The following is a 21,053-nucleotide window of genomic DNA, read 5'->3' as shown; positions in this document are numbered from 1 at the left end:
CATTCCTTTTAATTTTGGAAGATGGATATCCAGGAAAATAAGGTCTGTATCCTGTTGCAGCAAGAACTCCGATGCCAGGATAGCATCTTTAAAAACCTGCTGCAACTCCAGGAACGGCACTTCAGATATATAGTCGCTCAGTACTTTTGCCGCCAGTGGTTCATCTTCTATAATAATACACTTTATTTTAGACATGGCTTGCGAGGATGATTTTTAAGGTAGCCGTGAATATATAATCGCCCTGCTGCACGTCCAGCTGGTAATCGGTATAAAGCAGTTCCAGCTGCCGGCGCAGGTTAGAAAGACCGATATTTACCTTTGCCTTGTTATCACCAGCCGGATCACCGGTGGAATTTTTCACTATAAAAAGCAGCTGCCTGTTTTTGATGGTAAGATGAATATCAACATATGGACGATCCCGCGTTTCCGATACGCCGTGCTTGAAAGCATTTTCCACCAGCGGCATCAGCAGCAACGGGGGTAGCGACTGCCGCAGATCTTCCAGGTCATAATTAAAATTAATACGGAGCGAATCATCATAACGCAATTGCTCCAGCGCAATATAATCATCAATAATTTTAAGATCCTGTTCTATAGCAATATAGGGACCGCTGGTTTCATACAGCATATACCGCAGAATTTTGGACAAGCGCAGGATAGATTCCGGCGCCAGGTCCGACTTATCCCTGGACAAGGAATAAATATTATTCAGGGTATTGAATAAAAAATGGGGATTGGTTTGGGATTTCAGGTAGTTCAGCTCCGCCTGCTGCCGCTCAATACGCAGTTGCTGCGCTGCCTGCTTTAGTTTTATATGATTGTAAACATGCCGCACAACGGCAAAGAATAACACGGACCCTATGCTGTAACCCATAAGGATGCCAATTCTTTCCGACATGATAACGGGCGTACCTAAGGGTGTAAAAATATGCAATGTTATGCCCAGCTGCCGCCAGAGGAAGAAACCAAGGGAATAGGCAAAAAAGTAAAGCGGCAACATCAACACGCCGCTGAAAGGCTTTTTCCAGCTTAGTTTTGGCAGTGTATGCTCCAATAGCCTGTAATTAAGTACCGATATATAAATCGCCAGCCAGGTTTCATTCATCACCCTTAACGATAAATCGCCTTCTCCCCTAACTATATCTTCCAATATATTTATCAACCAGAAAGCAGGTATCAACCATACGTATAACTGAAACTGCTTTATGTTGGATAGTTTTTTCATTTTAATATTTGAGAAGATAAATGTCGATAAATATCTGATCCGTTTCCCCACCCGGTTCCGCTGTTTGTATACCATAACCCGTTGTTTGTTGACTGGCCACACCTCCAACAACCCCGATCCCCTACTTTTATATTGCCGGCACCAAAGGATCAACATCTCTTACACTCAATATTAAACAAATCATGAACAACTTTATTCAATTCGGCGAAAAAGTAGCAGGTTATGATATTCCTGTACTAAACGAAAGGGAGATCAGGGCCTCCGCAGGAATACTTTTCCTGGCCACCTATACCTCCCTGATGTTCATCCTCTTCGACGGCAATTTCGTTCCTATAAAATATGTTATTACCATTTTCCTGGCCGACTTACTGATCAGGGTATTCATCAATCCCCGTTTTTCTCCGACCCTGATCATAGGCCGGTTAATTGTCCGTAACCAAACGCCTGAATATGTAGGCGCTAAACAAAAGAAATTTGCGTGGAGCATCGGGATTGTGCTGTCTGCCACCATGTTCTATTTTTTCCTGGTCGAAAACGCTTACAGCCCTGTTACCGGTAGTATATGCCTGGTATGCTTACTGTTCCTGTTCTTCGAAGCAGCTTTCGGGATCTGCCTGGGCTGCCTGGCTTATCCGCTCTTTTTTAAGAATAAAGTACAGCACTGCCCGGGAGAAGTGTGTGACAATGTCAACAGGCAGGCTATCCAGAAAGTATCTGCCGCCCAACTGGCTATACTGGGTTTGTTCATTGCATATCTTTTCCTGGCGCCGCGTTTTTTTAATGAGCAGTTCAGCAGGCCGCCACATGATTTATTCAAATCATCCAAATCCAGATAACTATGCTACCCTTACCATGTGAAAGCACGTTGGAAAACTATTTCTCCGCTTATCGTAATAATATTATCGGTAATCAACAGTACTTTGAATCGCCTTTTGGGAAAAAAAGGCTCATTTATGCCGACTGGACCGCCAGTGGCCGGGCCTATGCGCCCATTGAAAAATGTATCCGGCAACAGGTACTTCCTTTCGTAGGTAACACGCATACCAACACCACCATTACCGGTTCCCTGATGACTGCCGCTTATGAACAGGCCAAAACAATTATAAAGTCGCATGTGAATGCCGGTAAGGCGGATGTATTGCTTTTCTGCGGCAGCGGTATGACCAGCGCCGTGTGCAAGCTGCAAAGAATACTGGGGCTACGGATACCGGAGCGCGCTGCGGACTATGTTCATTTATCCCCCTGCAATGAAGCAGTAAAGCCCGTTGTATTTGTAACCCATATGGAACACCACAGTAACCACCTCAGCTGGCTGGAAACCATTGCCAGGGTGGAAATAATTGGTTGCGATGAAAGCGGGCATATTGACATGCAGCAGCTCCACGCTTTGCTGGAGCAGTTTAAACACCATCCCGTTAAAATAGCAGCCGTAACGGCCTGCTCCAACGTTACCGGCATCCCAACACCTTATCACCACATTGCCACACTCATGCACCGGTATGGTGGACTGTGTTTTGCGGACTTTGCCTGCTCCGCACCTTATTGCCCTATCAATATGCATCCGGAGGAACCCGGCGCCCACCTGGATGCTATTTACTTTTCCACACATAAATTTCTAGGCGGCCCAGGTACACCCGGTGTGCTGGTATTCAATAAACAATTGTACAGGAATGCCATCCCCGATCAGCCGGGTGGAGGCACGGTAAATTACAGCAACCCCTGGCAGGAACACGAATACATCGCTGATATTGAACAGCGTGAAGATGGCGGAACGCCCCCCTTCCTGCAGGGCATAAAGGCCGCCATGTGTATCCGGCTGAAAGAAGAAATGGGGATAAATAACCTGCTGCAACGCGAAGCGGAATTGCTCTCCATCATTTTTTCAAGGCTGGCGGCAATAAAACAGGTACAGGTATTGGAGCCGGAAAATACCCAGCGGCTTGGAGTGGTTGCCTTCATTGTAACAGGTATTCACTATAACCTTATTGTACGATTGCTCAACGACCGGTTCGGGATCCAGCTGAGAGGCGGCTGTTCCTGCGCAGGCACTTATGGACATATGTTGTTGAAGGTAAGCAGGTCCCTGTCGCACGCTATACTGGACGCCATCCGTTCGGGAGATCTGTTCTGCAAACCAGGCTGGGTCAGGTTATCCGTTCATCCTGTTATGACCAATGAAGAAGTTAACTTTATAATGGATGCCATTGAAACAACGGTATCCAACATAAAGGAATGGGAAAAGGATTACTATTATGACCGGCACTCAAATGAGTTCCGTTTTAAACACCCGGCAACAGCAGCACCGCAGCAGGTTACCCACTGGTTTGACGCCGGCGGCTGGTGAAGGCGCAGGGTAGTTCAGCGGTTTACGGCATCACTGAACTATCTCTTGCCCGCACTTTGATATCATTGTTCTCTATTTTCTTTCCTTCTGCTCCTTTTGTATACCACCAAAGTCCCGGCTCAGGAAAACAAACTTAGCGCTGTTTGTGATCCTGGGTGTCTCTATGCCGGAAAATGATTTATCAATCCGGGAATAAACATCTTATCAAAAGAAAAGGCGCTTCATGATAAAGCGCCTTTTCATTATTTAATATCTCTGTTCCTGCTTCGCCACCACCACTTTATACGTTCGCCGGAGCCCTGTTCCTTCCAGCACCAGCACATAAACACCACTGCCGGTTTTAGCTGCAAGCGTTAGCGGCTGCCGTACCTGTCCCTGCGGTAGCGTCCAGTATTGCACTACCCTCCCCTGCAAATCTACCAGGCTTGCCTGCACTTTCTGCTTCAATGCCTGCGGGCATACCACGTAAATAACAGCTGAAGCGGGATTGGGATAAATGAACGCATCACTTACCACCGCAGGTTTATTGCTTAACTGCATATAACTTTCATTCATTCCCGTTGTATACCATCCGGCGCCGTAGCTGCCGCTGGAACTGGTAACCGCATCGGCAGTATTGTTGTCGGTAGGTATTACATCATAAGCGCCGGTATGGGTTGCTGAAAAAGCAAGCCTGTTTTGCGTAGCGCCATCGTCTGCACCATAGCCGATACTGATGCCTGTAAAGGCGGCGAGGTTACCGCTGCGCACTTCGCAATGCCAGCGCCTTGCGGCCGATAAACTACTCATGCCTGTACCCGGCGTACCCGCGGCACTGTCAATAGACACCTGTACTGTTACCGCGCCACTAACAGATGCTAATCCCGTTAATACTACTTTCCTGTATTGCCCCGCGGATCCCACAGGAAAAGTTTTGGTAACCGGCGTGGCGCCCGCGGTAAGCCCTACTGCGCCGTTCACGAAACTGGTGCTGCTCCCCGGTGTACCATTGTAGGAGGTATTGGTGCAGATCAGTTTTTTGCCTGCCGGCAGATATATGATCCCATCTGTTAGGGTTATTGCCGCATTGCTTGATTTCAGGGTAAGACTGTCGCCGATCATCACGCCACCAGGATTATTAACGGTGATATTGAACAGCGAGCGCGAAACCGGGATCTCGTGGCCTTCTGTCATGATTTGTGCGGGCGCATTTACATCGTGATTATAAGCCACGTACAAGGCCGCCGTACTTCCCAATGTATAGTCATTGGCCAGCGATGCATGTTGTGAGCGCCTGATCTGGCAGTTAACAGAACTGGCGCTGCCGCCTACATTCGTATTGTCCATAGTGAGGTTACTGCCGTTATGAAACACGCCACTGGTGAGTGTGAGTATAGAAGGAATACTAATGGGCGTTTGCAATGCAACGCCGGCCGTATTATTGATCGTAAGACTACGGATGATACCATTGGAATAAGTACCGGTTCCGCCAATCGTGGTGCTATCTGCCGCCGGCCCCATGATCAGGGTGGTACTTGCTTTGGAGAAATCAGCTACACCGTTGTTCTGCAGGTGGCCGTTAACAGTAATTGTTCTGCCAACAGTTCCATTCCGCGCATAGAAGGTACCTGTGCCATCTACCAATAAATCGCCGGTAGTGAAGGTGTTCGTGGTGGTGGTGTTGAAGCCCAGTGTGCCGGCTATTTCCGTATGCGTTACTTTCACCGGCGTATTGATGGTAATGGTACTGCCGGCAATGATCACTGCCGTATCTGCATCCGCAGGTACTATGCCTCCCTGCCAGCTGGTGGGTAGCGACCAGCTGCCGCCGGTGGATGCTGATCTTATCAGCCTTCCGGTGGAAGACGGCGTTACCTTGAACGGAACAGACGCATTAGCCACCTTGCCACGCTGGTCATGTACATATACATACAGCCGGTAATTGCCCGCTGAAGCAGGCGCCGTAAAACGGGCGCTGTCTGCCTGCTGCGAAACAATGAGTCCCGGAAGCGTTGGTAAACTGGCGGCAGGATCGCCACCGGCCATTACACTGTTTTCAGGGATCACCAGCCATTCGTAACGCAACGAATCATTATCTGGATCACTGGCATGCACCCAACCCGTGTTGATGGAATTGGCTTCCACGATAACGGTATCCTCTGCGCGTTTGCCGTTGAAAAGCAACGAATCCCTGGTAAGGATCACGGGTGCATGGTTGGAAGGATATCCTCCCGTCCAGGCATACTGCATTTCATCAGCAGCGCCAAAAGCCTCTCCCAACCGGTTGTACAAGCCAAACCAGGTAGCTACATCGCCGGAGGATTGATAGCCCCATACAAATACGAAACCACCAAGACAATTATTAGCCACATTCGCAGCGATATGATCCAGGTATGACTGACGGTACACTACGGCCTTTTCCGTGCTGGTTTGTTCCACCAAAGCGCCCCAGGGCATCTTCCGTTTGGGTTCGGGGTTCATTTGCCAGGTACCTCTCGGTCCAAACTCAGTGATCATATAGGGCTTCGTCCAGCCAACAGTTTGCAGGTTGCCCAACACCCCGGGAAGATTAGGCGCATAGCTGTTAATAGAAAGTATATCCAGTTCAGTAAACCGTTCTTTCATCAATTGCATTTTCTTCAGGTCGGAATTTACAAATACGGCAGTAGTAACGTGATTGGTATCTACCTCGTGGATCATCCGCGCAATATCGTTCAGCGCATCCCAGTAAGCAATGTTGTAGGCAGTGTCCAGCGGGTTGTAGTTGGCGTCTGTTTCATTGCCGATAGCCCACATCAGCAATGCGGGGTAATCTTTATAGGTGAGCACCTGGCTCCGCATGTTCTCCAATTGTGCACGCACAGCAGCAGTATCTTCATAATTCATTTCCTGCAATTTCCTGACGCCAAGGCCAAGGCAAACTGTAATGCCGTGTGTATTGGCGCTGTCAAGCCATGTACCGGTGGAATCGTTGATGCTGTAGGTACGGATAGTGTTGCCTCCATAGGCAGACACCTGCAAATAAAAATTGTTGGTGGCCGCCCCCCTGACGTGGTAAGGCACACCACCGCGGTTCAAAGTATATACCCCGGCGGAATCAGTGAGCGTGGTTTTGATAGCCTGCGACATTGCGTTGCCCGCAACAACAAGCATCATCATCATAAGTATCAGTTTTTTCATAAGTGGAACGTGGTTTTAAAGTGTAACTATATCTACCATTCCTCCAGGTAATCCAGGTCTTTATGAAATGTTTCCTGCATGCCGGTAAGCGACCAGAAAGCCAGTGCCAGGCATATCACACCAACACTGATACCGGCATACATCAGGGAGCCGCTAAAAAGCACCTGCATAAATTGAAACAGGAAAGTGAGCGGCACTACGGCGCCACGCACAAAATTGGGTACGGTGGTAGTCACCGTTGCCCGGATATTGGTGCCGAACTGTTCTGTGGCAATCGTCATAAAAATCACCCAATAGCCTACGGAAAAACCCAGCAGGGCGCATATCCAGTAAAAAAGCTGCAGGCTGATACCAGAGGCCAGGAAATAAATACTTACTGCCGCCATACAGCAAAACAGGTACACATACACCACCCGGATCCGGCTTTTTAACAACTGGCTGAGGGCGCCGCTGAAAATATCTCCCACCACAAGCCCGCCATAGCACCAGGCCACTGCAGCGCCGGCATTCACATTGCCTTCAATATGCAGCACCTTGCCAAATTCAGGCGAAAGCGTGATCAGTACACCTACTACAAACCAAAGCGGTACGCCAATGAGGATGCAGCGCAGGTATTTAAAAAACCTTTTCCCGTTGGTGAACAGCGCCAGGAAATTCCCCCGGTTCTCCGATTGCTTCGCTGCGCCGAACATACCCGATTCCGCCACGCCGATACGCAGCAACAGCAATAAAAGCCCCAGGCCGCCGCCAATAAAAAAGGTGGTTCTCCAGTTGAAATGCTGCGCCACAAAATAAGCCGCCACTGCGCCGCTGATGCCCACCGCTGCAACAATGGTGGTGGCGTAACCTCTTTTCTCTTTCGGCATTAATTCGGCTACAAGGGTAATACCGGCGCCGAGTTCACCCGCCAAACCAAGACCGGCAACAAATCGCCATAACGCATACGCCCATACGCTGTCCACAAAACCATTGGCAATGTTGGCAACAGAATAAAGGAAAATAGATCCGAAAAGCACAGAAAGCCTTCCTTTCCTGTCGCCCAGCACACCCCAGAGAATACCACCCAGCAACATACCGGTCATCTGTACATTGAGCAATAAAATGCCTTTGTTGGTTACATCCTGGCCGCGTAGCCCTATGGATTCAAGACTGGGAACCCGTACAATGCTGAACAACAGCAGGTCGTAGATATCCACAAAATACCCCAGAGAGGCTACTACTACGGCGGCGAGTATGGCGCCTTTGTTTGAGTGTTTCATATTTATTATCTGTTATAGCTTATTTCCTGTCAAGTGAAAGCACCTGCCCGTCTTTCAGCAACACCGGCTGCAACACCTCATAAGGCAATTCCTGTACGCTCATGTTGCGATCCAGCGCAAGCGCAGCGGCAGTACCGGCAGATTGCCCGAGCACCATGAATACCGGCTCCATACGGATAGAACTGTAAGCCACATGCGAGGCCGACAAACATACCGGTACCAGCAGGTTACCGGCTTCCGAAGCTTTCGGTCTTAACGACCGGTAACTTATCGTGTAATAAGTGTTCTTCTGTTTGCCATAACTGCCTTCGGAATGTACCCTGCCCTGTGCATCCACCACGCGGGAAACATAGTGGCAATCCAGCGGATAAGTAGCTACTGCCACGGCGTCTTCTACCGGTTCTTCGCCGTTGCAGTTCTTTTCTGTCATTACATAATCACTCACCATTCTTCTCGCTTCCCTTACATACAACTGGTGCGGGAAGTTGCCATTGTCGGTAAACTCATCTTTGGGTAATCCCCAGCGTTTCATTTCTGTGCGCAGGGAATCCGGTACCCGCGGATCGTTACCCAGAAACCAGAGTAAACCTAATACATAATTTTTATGCATTTTCGCAATTTTGCTGCGTTCTGTATAATTACCTTCCGGCCACCCGTAATTAGCGCCTACAAAATCGGCCTGGTTGGTATCCGTTTTCCTGTTGGGCATAGGCGTGAAGGAAATGATATTCTTCAGCAGGTAGCCGGGGTTCATTTCCAGCATACGGGCCAGGAACTCATACCAGAGCGGCTGATAGCCCACAGGTTTTACGATGCTGATACGATTGGCCGGATCGTCGGTCAGCGTCATCCGGTAACAGTACGATTGAGTGCGGTGATCACCTTCCCCGTTTGCGCCCGGGATCTTCGGTTCCAGGAATGGCAGCACGCCGGAGGAAGGGTCCCCTTTTTTTATATAGGGATCAATGGAACGGTCGTCTTTACCGATAATATCATTGAGTTTAATGCCATTCAATGTTTCATTATACACACTGTTGGCTTCCCTGCCGGTGATGTTGGAAACACCGGCCGTTGCCATCAGGTCGCCCTCGTAGGTAGCGTCTATAAAGATCTTCGCATGATAGCGATGACCATTTTCCATTTGAATGGAAACGATGCCGGCATCTTTTTTTGTTACTCCATTTTTCAGCTGCAGCCTTTCTTTATACACCACTGTTACCCCGGCTTCCTGTAACATTTTTTTTAAAATATATTCCGCTACGCGGGACTCATACACCCACTGCATTTTCAGGGAGTCGTTCTTACCGGAGAAAGTACGTTTTTTGGAACGCTCAAAAAACACGTCCCTCGACTCGCTGCGCCATGCGCTGCTGTCGCTGTAGTAAGTAAAGAGGCGTTGATAGAATTGGCGTGTAAGTCCGCCGGCGCTCCTGAAATTATTCAGGTCGGTGGCCGTAAGCCCCGAAGTGGCCACACCACCCAGGTGAGCGGTGTTGCTGATCAGCAATACCTGTTTATTCATTTTTGCAGCCTGTATGGCCGCCATAATGCCCGCGGGCGTTTCTCCATACACGCATACATCCCAGCGCTGCCTGGCCGATAACCGGTTGCCAGCCAGTATAACCATCATTACTACCAGGCTGCGGATAATTAAATTCCTCATTTTCGTCTGTATTTAAGCATGAGTATAGCAGCAGGAACAGGTACTATCCTGTTCCTGCTGCCGGGAAAAGTTTTCTGATCAATACCCCGGGTTCTGTTCCAGCAAAGGATTGGTATCCATTTCCTGCGACGGGATAGGGAAAAGCGTATCGGATTCGCGAACGGTGATAGTTGGATCCTGTGCATTCATGGCCTGTTTCAGTTTGCCGGTGCGCAGCAGGTCAAAACGGCGCTGCCCTTCAAAAGCAAATTCCAGCCGCCTTTCCTGCAACACGGAATCCTGGAACGCAGCAGCGCTCAATCCTCCTGCCAGATCCCTTACAGAAGGTGCATTTAACGGCAGGCCATAGGCGCGTCTTCTCACCTGGTTAAACGCTTCCAGCGCTTCGGTATTACCGGGGCTCTGCATATACAACGCCTCTGCAAACATCAGCAGCACATCTGCATAACGCACAATGTAGTAGTTGTTGCCTCCATCGTTCACATTTAGCGCCGCAGGGTCTTTAAACTTTGCCACGTAATAAGGATTCTTAATCGTGGTGGGCGCTTTAGGATCTGTAGTATAGGAATACTTTATTACGTTTACATCTTTCCTTAAATCCCCTTCGGGGTAAGCATCGTAATGATTTTTGGTAACCGGGTTATCGCCGTTGCCGCCAAAGCCTGGCCGTTTATCAAAGGAAGGGCGGTAAAAGCCCGCATAACTGCTGGGGATATTACCGGAACCACTCAGGAACTGCACTTCGAAAATAGACTCGGTTTTATTTTCGTTGGCAATCAGGAATACATCCTGGTAAGAAGGCCAGAGTGAATAACGGCCCAGCGCCATCACTTTTCTCGCTTCTTCCACCGCTTTTGTATATTCCTTCCTGGTAAGATAGGTTTTCACGAGCATAGCCATGGCTGCGCCACTGGTGGCCCTCCCAGCGTTCACCGCATCGTTTGCCTCCGGCAGGTTTTCCTCCCCAAACTGGAAGTCCGCAATGATCTGGGCATATACCTCTTCTGCTGAAGATCTTTTAATGGCAAGATTATCCAGCGAAGTAGTAGGCTGCAGCAACAGCGGCACTCCGCCAAAAAGTCGCACCAGGTTAAAATACATCAGTCCCCTTACGAAACGGGCTTCTCCCTGCATGTGCTTCTTCTTTTCTGTACCAACTATATTCATCGCGCCGATATTCTCCACCGCTGCATTGGCGCGGTTGATCACCTGGTAGGAAGTGCTCCAGAACTGGTAGAACAGGTTGGTGCCGGCGTCAAAATTGAATTTATCCAGCGCGGTTTTATCTGTGTTACTGGTGTTGCGGCCAAAACCCCATTCGCAGTCGTCTGTACCCTGCGACTGTATCACTTCCATAAACTGGTTGTAAAGGTAGGAGCTGGTCATGCCGGAATACACGGCATTAACGGCAGATATCGCATCTGCTTCCGTTTTATAAAAATTATCGGTAGTGTAGGTGCCTTCCGGAACGCCGTCGAGCTTGGCGCAACCTACCGCCGTCAGCGTAAAAAATATGATGATGAAATAAAATGCAGATCTCATGACAAATAATTTTGATTAGAAGCTGGCATTGATACCAAAAGAAATCGTGCGCGCGTTAGGATAAGCGCCTGAATCGAAGCCCGGGCTTACATTGTCTGATCCATAACGGCTTACTTCCGGATCAAGCCCCGAATAGTTCGTGATGGTGAACAGGTTCTGTACATTCACATATACTTTAAGCCCGGCGAGTTTAATGCGGTGCAGTGTTTCCTTCGACAGGTTGTATCCTAACTGTACTGTTTTAACCCGAAGGTATGAGCCGTCTTCCACCAGCCGGTCCCAGGAGCGGGAAGTGGGCTTTACCGTAGTGGCACGCGGAATATTAGTGTCGGTGTGATCAGGCGTCCAGCGGTCAAGTGTGGTAGTGCTCTGGTTTTGCAGGCCGGTAAGATTTTCCAGCGTAGCGGTGTTCACATTATACAGCTTATTGCCGTAAACGCCCTGGAGCAATACCATCAGGTCAAATCCTTTCATGGAAAAAGTATTACTGAAACCGAAAGAGAACTTCGGTTGAGCATTACCCAACAACACGCGGTCGTCGTCGTTGATCTTTTTATCGCCATTCACATCCCTGAACCGGATATCGCCTGGTTTCGCTGTTTTCTGGGCGGAAGCATCCACTTCTTCCTTCGACTTAAAAATACCGTCGCTGGCAAAGCCAAAGAAGGTACCCAATGGCTGGCCTACCTGCACAACGGTGGACTGGTTAGGACCCTGGCCCGCAAAAAGGCGGTCGGCTCCTGCGAGGTCCAGCACTTTGTTCCTGTTGAAGGAAATATTAAAGCCTGTTTCCCAACGTAACTCCTGTTCTACCGGTGTGGCATTTACAGTGAACTCTATCCCTTTGTTTTCCACCTGGCCCCTGTTCTGCAATGAAGTAGAAAAACCTGATGTGGTCGGAATTTTCACATACAACAGCAGGTCGCTTGTTTTTTTGTAGTACGCATCTGTGATAAAAGTCAGCCTGTTATCAAAAAATCCCAGTTCAAGACCTATATCCGATTGTGCGGTGGATTCCCAGCGCAGGTCAGGATTACCCACCTGTGAAGGCATCAGCCCTATTACGTTCACCCCGCCGATGGAGTAGTTGGCTTTGCCCATCAGGTCAAGCGAGGGATAGTTACCGATACCATCCTGGTTACCGGTAAGACCATGACTCACCCTTAATTTCAGGTTGCTGAAAACGCGCAGGTCACGTATGAACGGTTCCTGGTCCAGTTTCCAGCCAACGGCTACCGATGGAAAAAAACCGAAGCGGTTGTTTTTTCCAAAACGGGAAGAGCCATCGTACCTGCCGGTGAGTGTGAGCAGGTATTTATTTTTGAAACTATAATTAGCCCTGCCGAGGAAACTGAGCAACGCCCACCTGGCAATGCTGGAAGAAGAAGGCTGCACGGCAGCGGCATTGCCCAATGCGTTGGTGCCCAGGTTATCGTTCAGGAAACCCTGGGCTTCCGCGCCGAGCGATTGGTACGAAGAACTTTGCTGGGTAAAACCACCCAGCAGGTTGAGCTGGTGCTCCTCTTTGTTCATGGTATAGGTTAGTGTATTTTCATTCAGCCAGGTAAAGGTCTGGTTGGTAGATACCGATGCATTTCCGCCCAGCTGGGAGCCGGAATACACCGCCTGTGGAAGGTAGATATCGTTGCGCGCAAAATTAACATCGGCGCCCCAGAGCGTTTTGAAGGTAAGTCCTTTGGCGATGTCAATACTGGCATATACATTTCCCAGTGTACGGAAAACGTTATTGAAGTTCTTATAATTTCCGATCAGCGCTACCGGGTTATCGAAAGGGGCGCCCTGGTTATTCAGTTCCGTAAAACTGCCATCCGGCTGGTAGATGGGCAGATTAGGCGCCGTAGTAGCCATGGTGAACAATGATCCGCTGTTCACCCTGTTGGTGCGCACATTGCTGATAGTAAGACTGCTCCCCAGTTTGATATTATCCCGGATATCTTTATCGAGATTGGCCCGCAGCGAATACCGCTTCAAATCAGACGCCCGCACAATTCCCTGCTGATCAAAATAATTGGCCGTAACGAGGAAACGGGTCTTGGGATCGCCCCCGGAAAACGACAGGGAATAGCTTTGTATAGGAGCCGTTCTGAAAATGGCATCCTGCCAGTTGGTAGTAGCCGGCGTTTTGCTGAGATCATACAGTTCGGGACCATTTTCAGCAATACTTGCTTCATTGGCCAGCTGCTCAAACTGCGACGCATTCAGCAGTGAATACTTTTTGAGGATCTGCTGTGTACCGTAGTAGGAATCGAATGTAACGCGGGAAGCGCCGCGCTGTCCGCGGGAGGTGGTGATAAGCACCACGCCGTTGCCGCCGCGGGAACCGTAGATCGCCGTGGCAGACGCATCTTTCAATATTTCAATAGATGCTATATCGGTAGGACTGATACTGTTCAACGGGTTGAGCGAAGTGCCATCGCTGCCCTGGTCGGCAAATACCGGCACCCCGTCTATTACATACAACGGTTCATTGCTGCCGTTGATGGAGTTGCCGCCACGTACACGGATAGAAGATCCCGCGCCGGGCATGCCTGAGTTTTGCACAAAGGTAACACCGGCCACCCTGCCCTGCAAAGCCTGGTCCACAGAGCGGATAGGCGTTCCATCCAGCGTTTTGGTATCCACGGAAGCGATGGCGCCGGTTACGTCTCCGCGGCGCTGGGTACCATAGCCTACCACGATGAAATCCGTAAGCGCCGTGTTTTCCATCACGAGTGTTACTGCTAAAGTTTTTCGTCCGTTCACCGCTACATCCGTTGCCTTGTAGCCAATCATGCTGAAGTGAAGCGTGGCGGTGGGCTGTACAGATAATACAAATTCGCCGTTGTCGTTTGTAACAGCCCCTTTCGAAGCGCCGGGCACCGAAACGGTTACACCGGGGAGCGGTTTTCCATCCGCATCTGTTACTTTACCACGCACCTCAATGGCGGGATCGGCCGCCACGGACGCTTTTTGCTTTACAACGATGGTCTTTCCCAGGATGGTATACGTTAGCGCAAATGGCCTGAAACATAGTTCTACCGCTTCCTGCAAAGTACCTTCCGAAATATCCACACTCACCTTTTTCGACTGGTCGAGCAGCGCATAGTCGAGGAAAAATACATAGCCGGATTGCCGTTCGATTTTCCGGATCAGGTTTTCGAGTGATGCGTTTTTTTCATGAAGCGTGACCTTTTGCGCGTAACTGCTACTGGCGTGGACCTGGCAAAAAGATGCCAGCAAAAGAAAGTATGTCAGTTTCATAATGAGCCTGATTTTTCTACCTGGTAACAGGCGGAATCGCCCTGTAACAGGCAAATGTTTCTCGCTCAGGTTTTTGAAGAGACCTGATAATTGCATAAATTCGATTTGTTTAGGTGAAGTAATCAATCTTTCATACACGGAAAATTGTAATAATAACCTGGACATAACGGAGGTGGTAACGACACCTCCGTTTTTTGGTTATATTACCACTGTTGTCATTTCATAAGTGGAAAAAGCTGGTGGTTTTTAATGATGAATAATAATTGTGTCGCCTCTCATGGAATATGGAATATTACTTAGTTCAAGTATTTTAAGCGCTTCGCTGAGCTTCACGTTCCTCGGAATTTTACCCCAGAACTCCCTGGTTCCTGCATTGCCTTCATAACGGACCTCTACATTATACCATCGTTGCAATTGCCGCATTACATCCGCCAGCGGCGCCCTGTTAAACTGGAAGTAGCCTTCTTTCCAGGAAACGGCTTCCTCTGTATCTGCCGGTCCTGTAACGATGTTGCCATCTGCAGTCCAGCTGGCCTGCTGCCCCGGAGCAAGGCGAACCGTGTGCGATTGATGGGTCACTTTCACCGCACCTTCCAGCAGGGTGGTTTTCACATTTGCTTCATTCTGGTAGGCCATCACGTTAAAGTGTGTGCCCAGCACTTCCACCATACCGCTGCCAAGCTGTACTTTAAAGGGCATATTCTCTTTCTGCGCCACTTCAAAGTAGCCTTCCCCGTTAAGTATCACGGTGCGTTCCCTGCCATTGAACGCAGTAGGAAAACGAAGGGATGACGCCGCATTCAGCCATACCAGTGTGCCATCCGGCAGTTCTATTTTGAACTGGCCTCCCCTTGGCGTGGTGAGTGTATTAAATACCACCGCGGCGTCTGTTGCCTGGCCGGCATCATATTTTAATTGTCCGTTTATCCTGATCACCTTTGTGGTTCCCTGGCTGGGAATGGCATTATCAGCGGCACTATCCAGTGCTATTACGGCGCCATTTGCCAATGTAAGGCTTGCCTTGTTTCCTCCGGGCAGGGCATCCTGCGTGGCAGCGGCCAACGGAGCCGCAGGCGGTGCTTTCTCTTTGGTGTGATAATACAGCCACGCGGTAGTAGTAACTGCCAGCAGCACCGCTGCTGCCGCTGCTACAGGCAGCCATTTTTTATAGAAAGGAACCACTTTTACCGGGTGCGCAGCAAGAAGCAGTTTTTCTTTTACCCTGTCTTTCCATGCGCCGGCATCATCATGAACCGGCTGACCAAAGGAAGCATTCATCTCTTCCAGCAGGAAACGGTTGGACGCATCCTGTTGCAGGAAGTCGAGCAGTTCCTCCGTTTCAGCGGGAGTGCAGTTGTTATCAAGAAAACGCTGCAGCAGTTGCCGGTAATGATCTTTTTCCTGTGACATGTATCAGTTTTATGCGCGGTACGTGGCCCCGCTTTACTATATACTGCTGCCGGGAAATAAAGGGTGGGTAGGTTAATAAATAAATTTCGTTATAATATGTAGCTCCTTAAAAGAGGTGTATAAAAATCAGTACTGCCAGGGAAAGATCGCCGTGCCGGTAGAAATACGCTTTGATATCTTTCAGCGCCATCACCATATGTTCTTTCACGGTATTACGGGAAATGCCCAGCTCTTTTGCAGCCTCCTCGTAACTTTTACCTTCCTGCCGGCACAATGTAAATACCCTTTGCCGCTGGTAAGGCAGTTGTGTAACAGCACTGTTGAGCATTTGCTGGTATTGCGCCCACAGCGTTTGATGATAGGGCGATTCTGTTATTTCACCGATACGGTGCATGATCCGGAGCCGGGTGGCTTCATCGGAGGCATTCTTCTTAAGAAAAGTAAATGTTTTGTTACGGCTGATTTTATAGAGATAGGCAGGAAATGATTGCGCGGGATCGAGCCGTTCGCGGACTTCCCATATTTTCAGGAACACATCCTGCACGATGTCTTCCGCATAGGCGGGCACTTTTACAAAACGCAATACCCATCCGTAGACGTGCCCGCTGTATTGGTCGTACAGCTGCATATACGCGGCTACATCCCCTCTCCGGAGCCGCTCCAGGTATTCTGCTTCAGTGATCGTGGAATCCCCCATTTGGCTATAAATGTAATAAAATTGGCACAAACCCACTCTCTTTTGACACGAAAGCCCCCCTTCTAAGAACATAAAAAATCAGACATTTAGAAAAACAAACAATGAGCACTGCCGATAACAAAAATCTAATGCAGCTGATATTCGGGGAACTTTCAAAAGGCAATGACGCGCCTTTCCTGGATGCCATGGCCGATGACATGCAATGGACATGGATGGGCTCCGGACCATGGTCACGCACTTTTAAAGGCAAACAATCCGTTCTTGATGAGTTGTGGGCCTCTGTAAGAACTACCCTGACGCCACCCTATAAAGCAATGGCGCACCAGTTTATTGCGGATGGCGACTATGTGGTGGTGGAAGCCAGCGGGCAAAATACCACGCCCGATGGAAAAGTATACAATAACAAATATTGCTGGGTATGCCGTCTCTCGGCCGGCAAGCTGCATGAACTGCGGGAATACATGGATACACAATTGGTAACGGAAACATTCCAGGGGTAATCTTAATAAAGCACAAAATGGATCAACCGGAAAAATTCCGGGATAATAGTTCCAACGGGTATGATAAGGAAGAAATGAAGGATACGGAAGTGCGGGTTAAAATCCTTGAAAAAGTAAAAAGCCATCTTAAAAAACAGAATGATGTTTTAGACTTTGGATGCGCTACCGGAATAATAGCTGATGAAATTGCGGCAGATGCGAATGCGTATTTTATGGTGGCAAGGAAGCCGGAAATATAGCTTTTATGGAATTATCCCCTCCCCGCATCTTTCCATGAAAACACATTCATGCTCCGGTTAATCATCTTATCCTGTATCCTGCTCCCCACATTAAAAGGCTATAGCCAGACGGCCTCCATTCATGTACTGGTAGCGCTCTGCGACAATAAACACCAGGGAATTGTAAAAGTACCCGCTAAAATCGGGAATGGGCAGGATCCCGCGAACAACCTCTATTGGGGCTGTGGATACGGTGTTAAAACTTTCCTCAAAAAACAGCCGGATTGGCAATTCATCAAACAAATTTCCCACCCACAAAAACATATATACGAACGCGTTATTTTCAAACACCGGGAAAAGAATGTTTATCTCGTTGCTGATGCCTACGATGGCGCCAGGATGAAAGAAACCATCTCAGATTTTTTACAGTATGCAGCAGGGCAAAACAAAAACAATATTCATGTGGATACCGCCATTGTGCGGATAGGCGGCAATGCGGGGTTAATCGTATTTGTAGGCCACAACGGGTTAATGGATCTTACACTTAATTCCCTTCCTCAAAAAGCAGATCAGCAACGAAGGGATATCGCTGTTTTCGCCTGCGCCAGCAAGCCTTATTTTTACGAAGCCATCCGTCAGACAGGTGCTTATCCCCTGGTGTGGACCACGCACCTGATGGCCCCGGAAGCATATACACTGGTACCATTGATCAATGGATGGGTGCAGCAGGAAAAACCGGCGGCTATTCTTGAGCAGGTAGCCCTCTCATACCACCAATACCAAAAATGTGGTATGAAAGGAGCCAGGAAATTATTTGCAACAGGATGGTAGTTTATTGCGCTACCTTAATTTCATAATCTTCCGTTAATCCATAATCATAGAGATCATACTCATTTCCCGGTGGCTGCGTTTTAATATTATACCATTTACCGGGATCCACCAAACCGGGAGCCGGCTTGTTATAAAAGGGGCCTAAAACATTTTTCAAACTGCCCGTAACGGTTACTTCAATCTTGTTAACGCCCTTTTTTATGAACTCTCCAATGGAAAGTGTATTAGGCTCAGCAGCGATCACACCGGCAAATACACCATTTACTTTTACAGCTGCCACCGTACCTTTCCATTTGCCTAATTCCACGGCGTATGATGTAGCCGGCGTATCTGCTGTAAATGTTTTCGTATAGGTAACACCGTGACCATATAAAGGTAAACCCTGTTTATTCCAGTAACCCAGCTGCAATGGCTGTGGTTTACCAATGCTCCAGCCCTGCGCTGCAGCTTCCAGGTTAAAGTTGCCTAATATATAAACCGGTTCAATTTCCGCATAAACGCTCATGGGCGAAACCGTAATGGCCAGTTCATTATCTCCTGCTTTTACATAACTGCCTATCCGGTATACGCCGAAGGAACGATCCAGCCACCATTGTCCCGGCTCATTTTTAATGGTTACGCCATTAATTTTTACATCGTGCCAAAGCCCTGGCTGCTCTGTTACGGCTTTAAAATCCCTGGCATCAACACCCTCTTTCACGGTGAAATGATAAACAGCCGTATACCCCGTTCCGGTAGAAAAAGTATCACGTTTAACGATCGCATCTTTAAACTGCGTGCGGTTATTCCATGGGTTGCCTACACCGTCTGTAAAGCCATGATGTTTGAAGGCGGTATTGGAAGCCTGGCCAACGTGGATATGCGTATAATCTGTGTCTGGCCGGTGCAGGTGAAGATCGCAGAAATCAATCGTAAGACTGTTATCGGATGCCCTGCTCACCATTGTCGTTGAGGCGTTTACGGTAGTCCATTTACCAGCTGGCGCCGCTGCTTTATATCCTTGTAATTTTTTATCTGCAATAAAGAACATCCGGCTCCCTGCAGGCGGCACACTAAAGTTGAACTGCACATCCGCGTTATACTGTGAATGGTTATAACGGGAAATGTCCCCGGTATTCAGATCCATCTGTACTACATCCCGGCCCCGTGTGCTGATGGCGCCTGCAGATGCCTCCGTCATACTGGCATTGGTGAGCAACAATAACTCCCCATTGGCCAGCCTACGGCGCTGGTGGTAAATATTACCACCTATGCTTTCATGATTATTTCCTGCAATACTGAAATCTTTGTTGTGAAACAGTGCCTGCAATTCATCCCGTTTTACTTCATGGATCTTGTCCAGCTGTTTGATCGCAGAAAGTTCCTCATTGGCGGCTCCATCTACCAAACGCAACTGTTCAAAACTAATCACTTCTCCCCCGCCGGCAATAAACGCTTTTAGTAAACGGAAAGTAGCGCTGTTGATGCTTTCCATGCCTGGCGGTATCACTACCACTTTATAGGCCCGTTTTCCGATCACAAAACTATTTCCGTCAACACGTCCGTTATCTTTGATGATGTTTTCCGAGCCCAGGTCATACTCCAGGTAAGATCGCTGCATCATGGTCACAAAATCATTAAACCGTTTGGTGATATCGAAGAATCGTTTGTGCTCTGCATCCCTTGCATAGTACATCCAGGCCGAAGTAGTAGGTTCTATAACGAGGATATCGTTATACTGCTGCCCCTTGGATAACAAGTAAGAAAGGCGCGTGAAGTAATGATTCATATAACGGTAATACGGCCACCAGGGTTCATGATACGAGAAACTGGGCGGATAATCATACTTGCGTGCACCCGTTAGTGTCATGAAAGATAAATGCTGGTTCAGGAAGTTCACACCCAATACGAACTCCCAGTCGGCCAGGCGTTTCATCTCTTTAAAAGTAAGCTCCCAGCCGGCGCCGCCATAGGTTTCAGACAGGGTACGCGTTTTGCCCAGTTGGTTAGCTACGCTTCCCAACTCACGCACTGCACGGATATTACCAAACTGCACAGGTTTATCTTCATTAAACTGGTTAAACAACATATCAATACCCGGCATCTGATGCCATGCATACATCGCCATATTATCGGGTCCATGATAAGGGCTTGGCCATCCATGTTCCCAGTAATGCCCCGTCCAGGTAAGCTGGTGCTCCTTCATATAGGCGGCCACCGGTTTAGACCAGCGGTCAACAAACAATTCCAGCAACACCTGGTAGTAGTTATGGCGCACCCGCTTCCAGTCGCCCACTTCTTTAAACAGGGAGGGCAAATGTAATCGCAGATCATAGTGCCAGTCCTGGTAGAACCGGTCGAACAGATCAGGCGTCCAGCGTACGCAGTTACGCCCTTCATTGATGATAGTGGGTTCATCAGAAAAAACGCCTTTGATCGTTTTCCCAAACTCTTTACCCATCACCTTTTCATAGCCCTTGTAGGTGATATCAATAAATTTATCTGTGACACCTTTCGCCATCAGGTCTACATAAGACACGCCTATGGGACCAGCCACCGAACCGCGGTTGGACCTTTGATAATTTACTTTCCTGAATAACTGGTAATGCCCTGTTCTTCCCTGCTCCTCCTGTAAATGACCGGTAATATCTTTATACATCCCATTCTCTTCTTTCAAACATAAAAAGAAGGCAGTAACATCCGCAGGTAGGTGCGTTGTATCTTCCATATACAACATTTGCCCCTGGTTATAAGCAGCTGGCATTTGTTCTCCTACCAGTCCACCGCCAAAACCCGTGGGGTAAGAGTTCTCATCGTAGATCCAGATATTGAGTCCCAGCTTTTTTCCCTGTTGCACGGAATATTCAAACAAATCGAACCACTCCTTTGATAAATATTCGGTAATCAGCCCCGGCCGGGGATGAATGATGATGCCACCAAAATCATTTTTCCGGTAATCATTCAG

The 21,053-nt window shown here is 48.6% G+C and carries 15 protein-coding genes; 5 read left to right on the top strand and 10 right to left on the bottom strand.

The annotated features are described in order from the left end of the window. Both VN105_RS26600 and VN105_RS26595 read right to left on the bottom strand, forming a co-directional pair. Positions 1-195: LytR/AlgR family response regulator transcription factor (locus VN105_RS26600; protein WP_414647268.1), on the bottom strand; the 195-nt coding region annotated here is incomplete at its 3' end. After that, positions 188-1,225: a sensor histidine kinase gene (locus tag VN105_RS26595; RefSeq protein WP_325645962.1), complete on the bottom strand. Its 1,038-nt coding sequence runs from the start codon at positions 1,223-1,225 to the stop codon at positions 188-190. The genes VN105_RS26600 and VN105_RS26595, both read right to left, overlap by 8 nt. Positions 1,226-1,407: 182 nt before the next feature. Between VN105_RS26595 and VN105_RS26590 the strand changes: the two genes are divergently transcribed. After that, positions 1,408-2,061: a DUF4395 domain-containing protein gene (locus VN105_RS26590; protein ID WP_325645960.1), complete on the top strand. Its 654-nt coding sequence runs from the start codon at positions 1,408-1,410 to the stop codon at positions 2,059-2,061. A gap of 2 nt (positions 2,062-2,063) precedes the next feature. Then, the gene (locus VN105_RS26585) at positions 2,064-3,569 is read left to right on the top strand and encodes an aminotransferase class V-fold PLP-dependent enzyme (protein ID WP_325645958.1); all 1,506 of its coding nucleotides are present in this window, start codon (positions 2,064-2,066) and stop codon (positions 3,567-3,569) included. 246 nt (positions 3,570-3,815) lie between these two features. Here the strand turns inward: VN105_RS26585 and VN105_RS26580 are convergent, their stop codons facing one another. The 7 genes from VN105_RS26580 to VN105_RS26550 form a co-directional block, all read right to left on the bottom strand. Then, complete coding sequence (locus VN105_RS26580) at positions 3,816-6,728, bottom strand: T9SS type A sorting domain-containing protein (protein WP_325645956.1); 2,913 nt, start codon at positions 6,726-6,728, stop codon at positions 3,816-3,818. Positions 6,729-6,760: 32 nt separating this feature from the next. Beyond that, the gene (locus VN105_RS26575) at positions 6,761-7,987 is read right to left on the bottom strand and encodes an MFS transporter (RefSeq protein ID WP_325645954.1); all 1,227 of its coding nucleotides are present in this window, start codon (positions 7,985-7,987) and stop codon (positions 6,761-6,763) included. Between the two features lie 19 nt (positions 7,988-8,006). Further along, positions 8,007-9,650, bottom strand: a complete 1,644-nt coding sequence (locus tag VN105_RS26570; RefSeq protein WP_325645952.1) for an FAD-dependent oxidoreductase — start codon at positions 9,648-9,650, stop codon at positions 8,007-8,009. Positions 9,651-9,728: 78 nt separating this feature from the next. Beyond that, positions 9,729-11,192 (bottom strand): RagB/SusD family nutrient uptake outer membrane protein, encoded by a 1,464-nt coding sequence (locus VN105_RS26565; protein WP_325645951.1) that lies wholly within the window; start codon positions 11,190-11,192, stop codon positions 9,729-9,731. A 15-nt stretch (positions 11,193-11,207) separates the two neighbouring features. Beyond that, entirely contained in the window at positions 11,208-14,453 is a 3,246-nt protein-coding gene (locus tag VN105_RS26560) for a TonB-dependent receptor (RefSeq protein ID WP_325645949.1), read from the bottom strand. A 246-nt stretch (positions 14,454-14,699) separates the two neighbouring features. Further along, positions 14,700-15,863: a FecR family protein gene (locus VN105_RS26555; RefSeq protein ID WP_325645947.1), complete on the bottom strand. Its 1,164-nt coding sequence runs from the start codon at positions 15,861-15,863 to the stop codon at positions 14,700-14,702. 106 nt (positions 15,864-15,969) lie between these two features. Further along, positions 15,970-16,560, bottom strand: coding sequence for an RNA polymerase sigma-70 factor (locus VN105_RS26550; RefSeq protein ID WP_325645945.1), 591 nt, complete (start codon positions 16,558-16,560; stop codon positions 15,970-15,972). 128 nt (positions 16,561-16,688) lie between these two features. Between VN105_RS26550 and VN105_RS26545 the strand changes: the two genes are divergently transcribed. From VN105_RS26545 to VN105_RS26535, 3 genes are read left to right on the top strand one after another with little or no spacing between them, the layout of a single operon-like run. Further along, positions 16,689-17,060 (top strand): nuclear transport factor 2 family protein, encoded by a 372-nt coding sequence (locus VN105_RS26545; protein ID WP_325645943.1) that lies wholly within the window; start codon positions 16,689-16,691, stop codon positions 17,058-17,060. A 17-nt stretch (positions 17,061-17,077) separates the two neighbouring features. Then, entirely contained in the window at positions 17,078-17,299 is a 222-nt protein-coding gene (locus VN105_RS26540; protein WP_325645941.1) for a hypothetical protein, read from the top strand. A 48-nt stretch (positions 17,300-17,347) separates the two neighbouring features. Continuing rightward, entirely contained in the window at positions 17,348-18,109 is a 762-nt protein-coding gene (locus tag VN105_RS26535; protein ID WP_325645939.1) for a hypothetical protein, read from the top strand. 1 nt (position 18,110) lies between these two features. Here the strand turns inward: VN105_RS26535 and VN105_RS26530 are convergent. Beyond that, on the bottom strand, positions 18,111-21,053 hold a 2,943-nt coding region (locus tag VN105_RS26530; RefSeq protein ID WP_325645937.1), incomplete at its 5' end, for a glycosyl hydrolase.

Origin of the sequence: Chitinophaga sp. (genome assembly GCF_035564935.1) — a bacterium.
Lineage (GTDB): Bacteria > Bacteroidota > Bacteroidia > Chitinophagales > Chitinophagaceae > Chitinophaga.
The sequence above is the reverse complement of the archived record's forward strand: the minus strand, read 5'-3'. Positions and strand labels throughout refer to the sequence as shown.

Bases quoted from the DNA above. Each gene is read 5' to 3' on its own strand.
- VN105_RS26595 (WP_325645962.1), bottom strand. From the start codon at position 1,225: ATGAAAAAACTATCCAACATAAAGCAGTTTCAGTTATACGTATGGTTG.
- VN105_RS26590 (WP_325645960.1), top strand. From the start codon at position 1,408: ATGAACAACTTTATTCAATTCGGCGAAAAAGTAGCAGGTTATGATATT.
- VN105_RS26585 (WP_325645958.1), top strand. From the start codon at position 2,064: ATGCTACCCTTACCATGTGAAAGCACGTTGGAAAACTATTTCTCCGCT.
- VN105_RS26580 (WP_325645956.1), bottom strand. From the start codon at position 6,728: ATGAAAAAACTGATACTTATGATGATGATGCTTGTTGTTGCGGGCAAC.
- VN105_RS26575 (WP_325645954.1), bottom strand. From the start codon at position 7,987: ATGAAACACTCAAACAAAGGCGCCATACTCGCCGCCGTAGTAGTAGCC.
- VN105_RS26570 (WP_325645952.1), bottom strand. From the start codon at position 9,650: ATGAGGAATTTAATTATCCGCAGCCTGGTAGTAATGATGGTTATACTG.
- VN105_RS26565 (WP_325645951.1), bottom strand. From the start codon at position 11,192: ATGAGATCTGCATTTTATTTCATCATCATATTTTTTACGCTGACGGCG.
- VN105_RS26560 (WP_325645949.1), bottom strand. From the start codon at position 14,453: ATGAAACTGACATACTTTCTTTTGCTGGCATCTTTTTGCCAGGTCCAC.
- VN105_RS26555 (WP_325645947.1), bottom strand. From the start codon at position 15,863: ATGTCACAGGAAAAAGATCATTACCGGCAACTGCTGCAGCGTTTTCTT.
- VN105_RS26550 (WP_325645945.1), bottom strand. From the start codon at position 16,560: ATGGGGGATTCCACGATCACTGAAGCAGAATACCTGGAGCGGCTCCGG.
- VN105_RS26545 (WP_325645943.1), top strand. From the start codon at position 16,689: ATGCAGCTGATATTCGGGGAACTTTCAAAAGGCAATGACGCGCCTTTC.
- VN105_RS26540 (WP_325645941.1), top strand. From the start codon at position 17,078: ATGGATCAACCGGAAAAATTCCGGGATAATAGTTCCAACGGGTATGAT.
- VN105_RS26535 (WP_325645939.1), top strand. From the start codon at position 17,348: ATGCTCCGGTTAATCATCTTATCCTGTATCCTGCTCCCCACATTAAAA.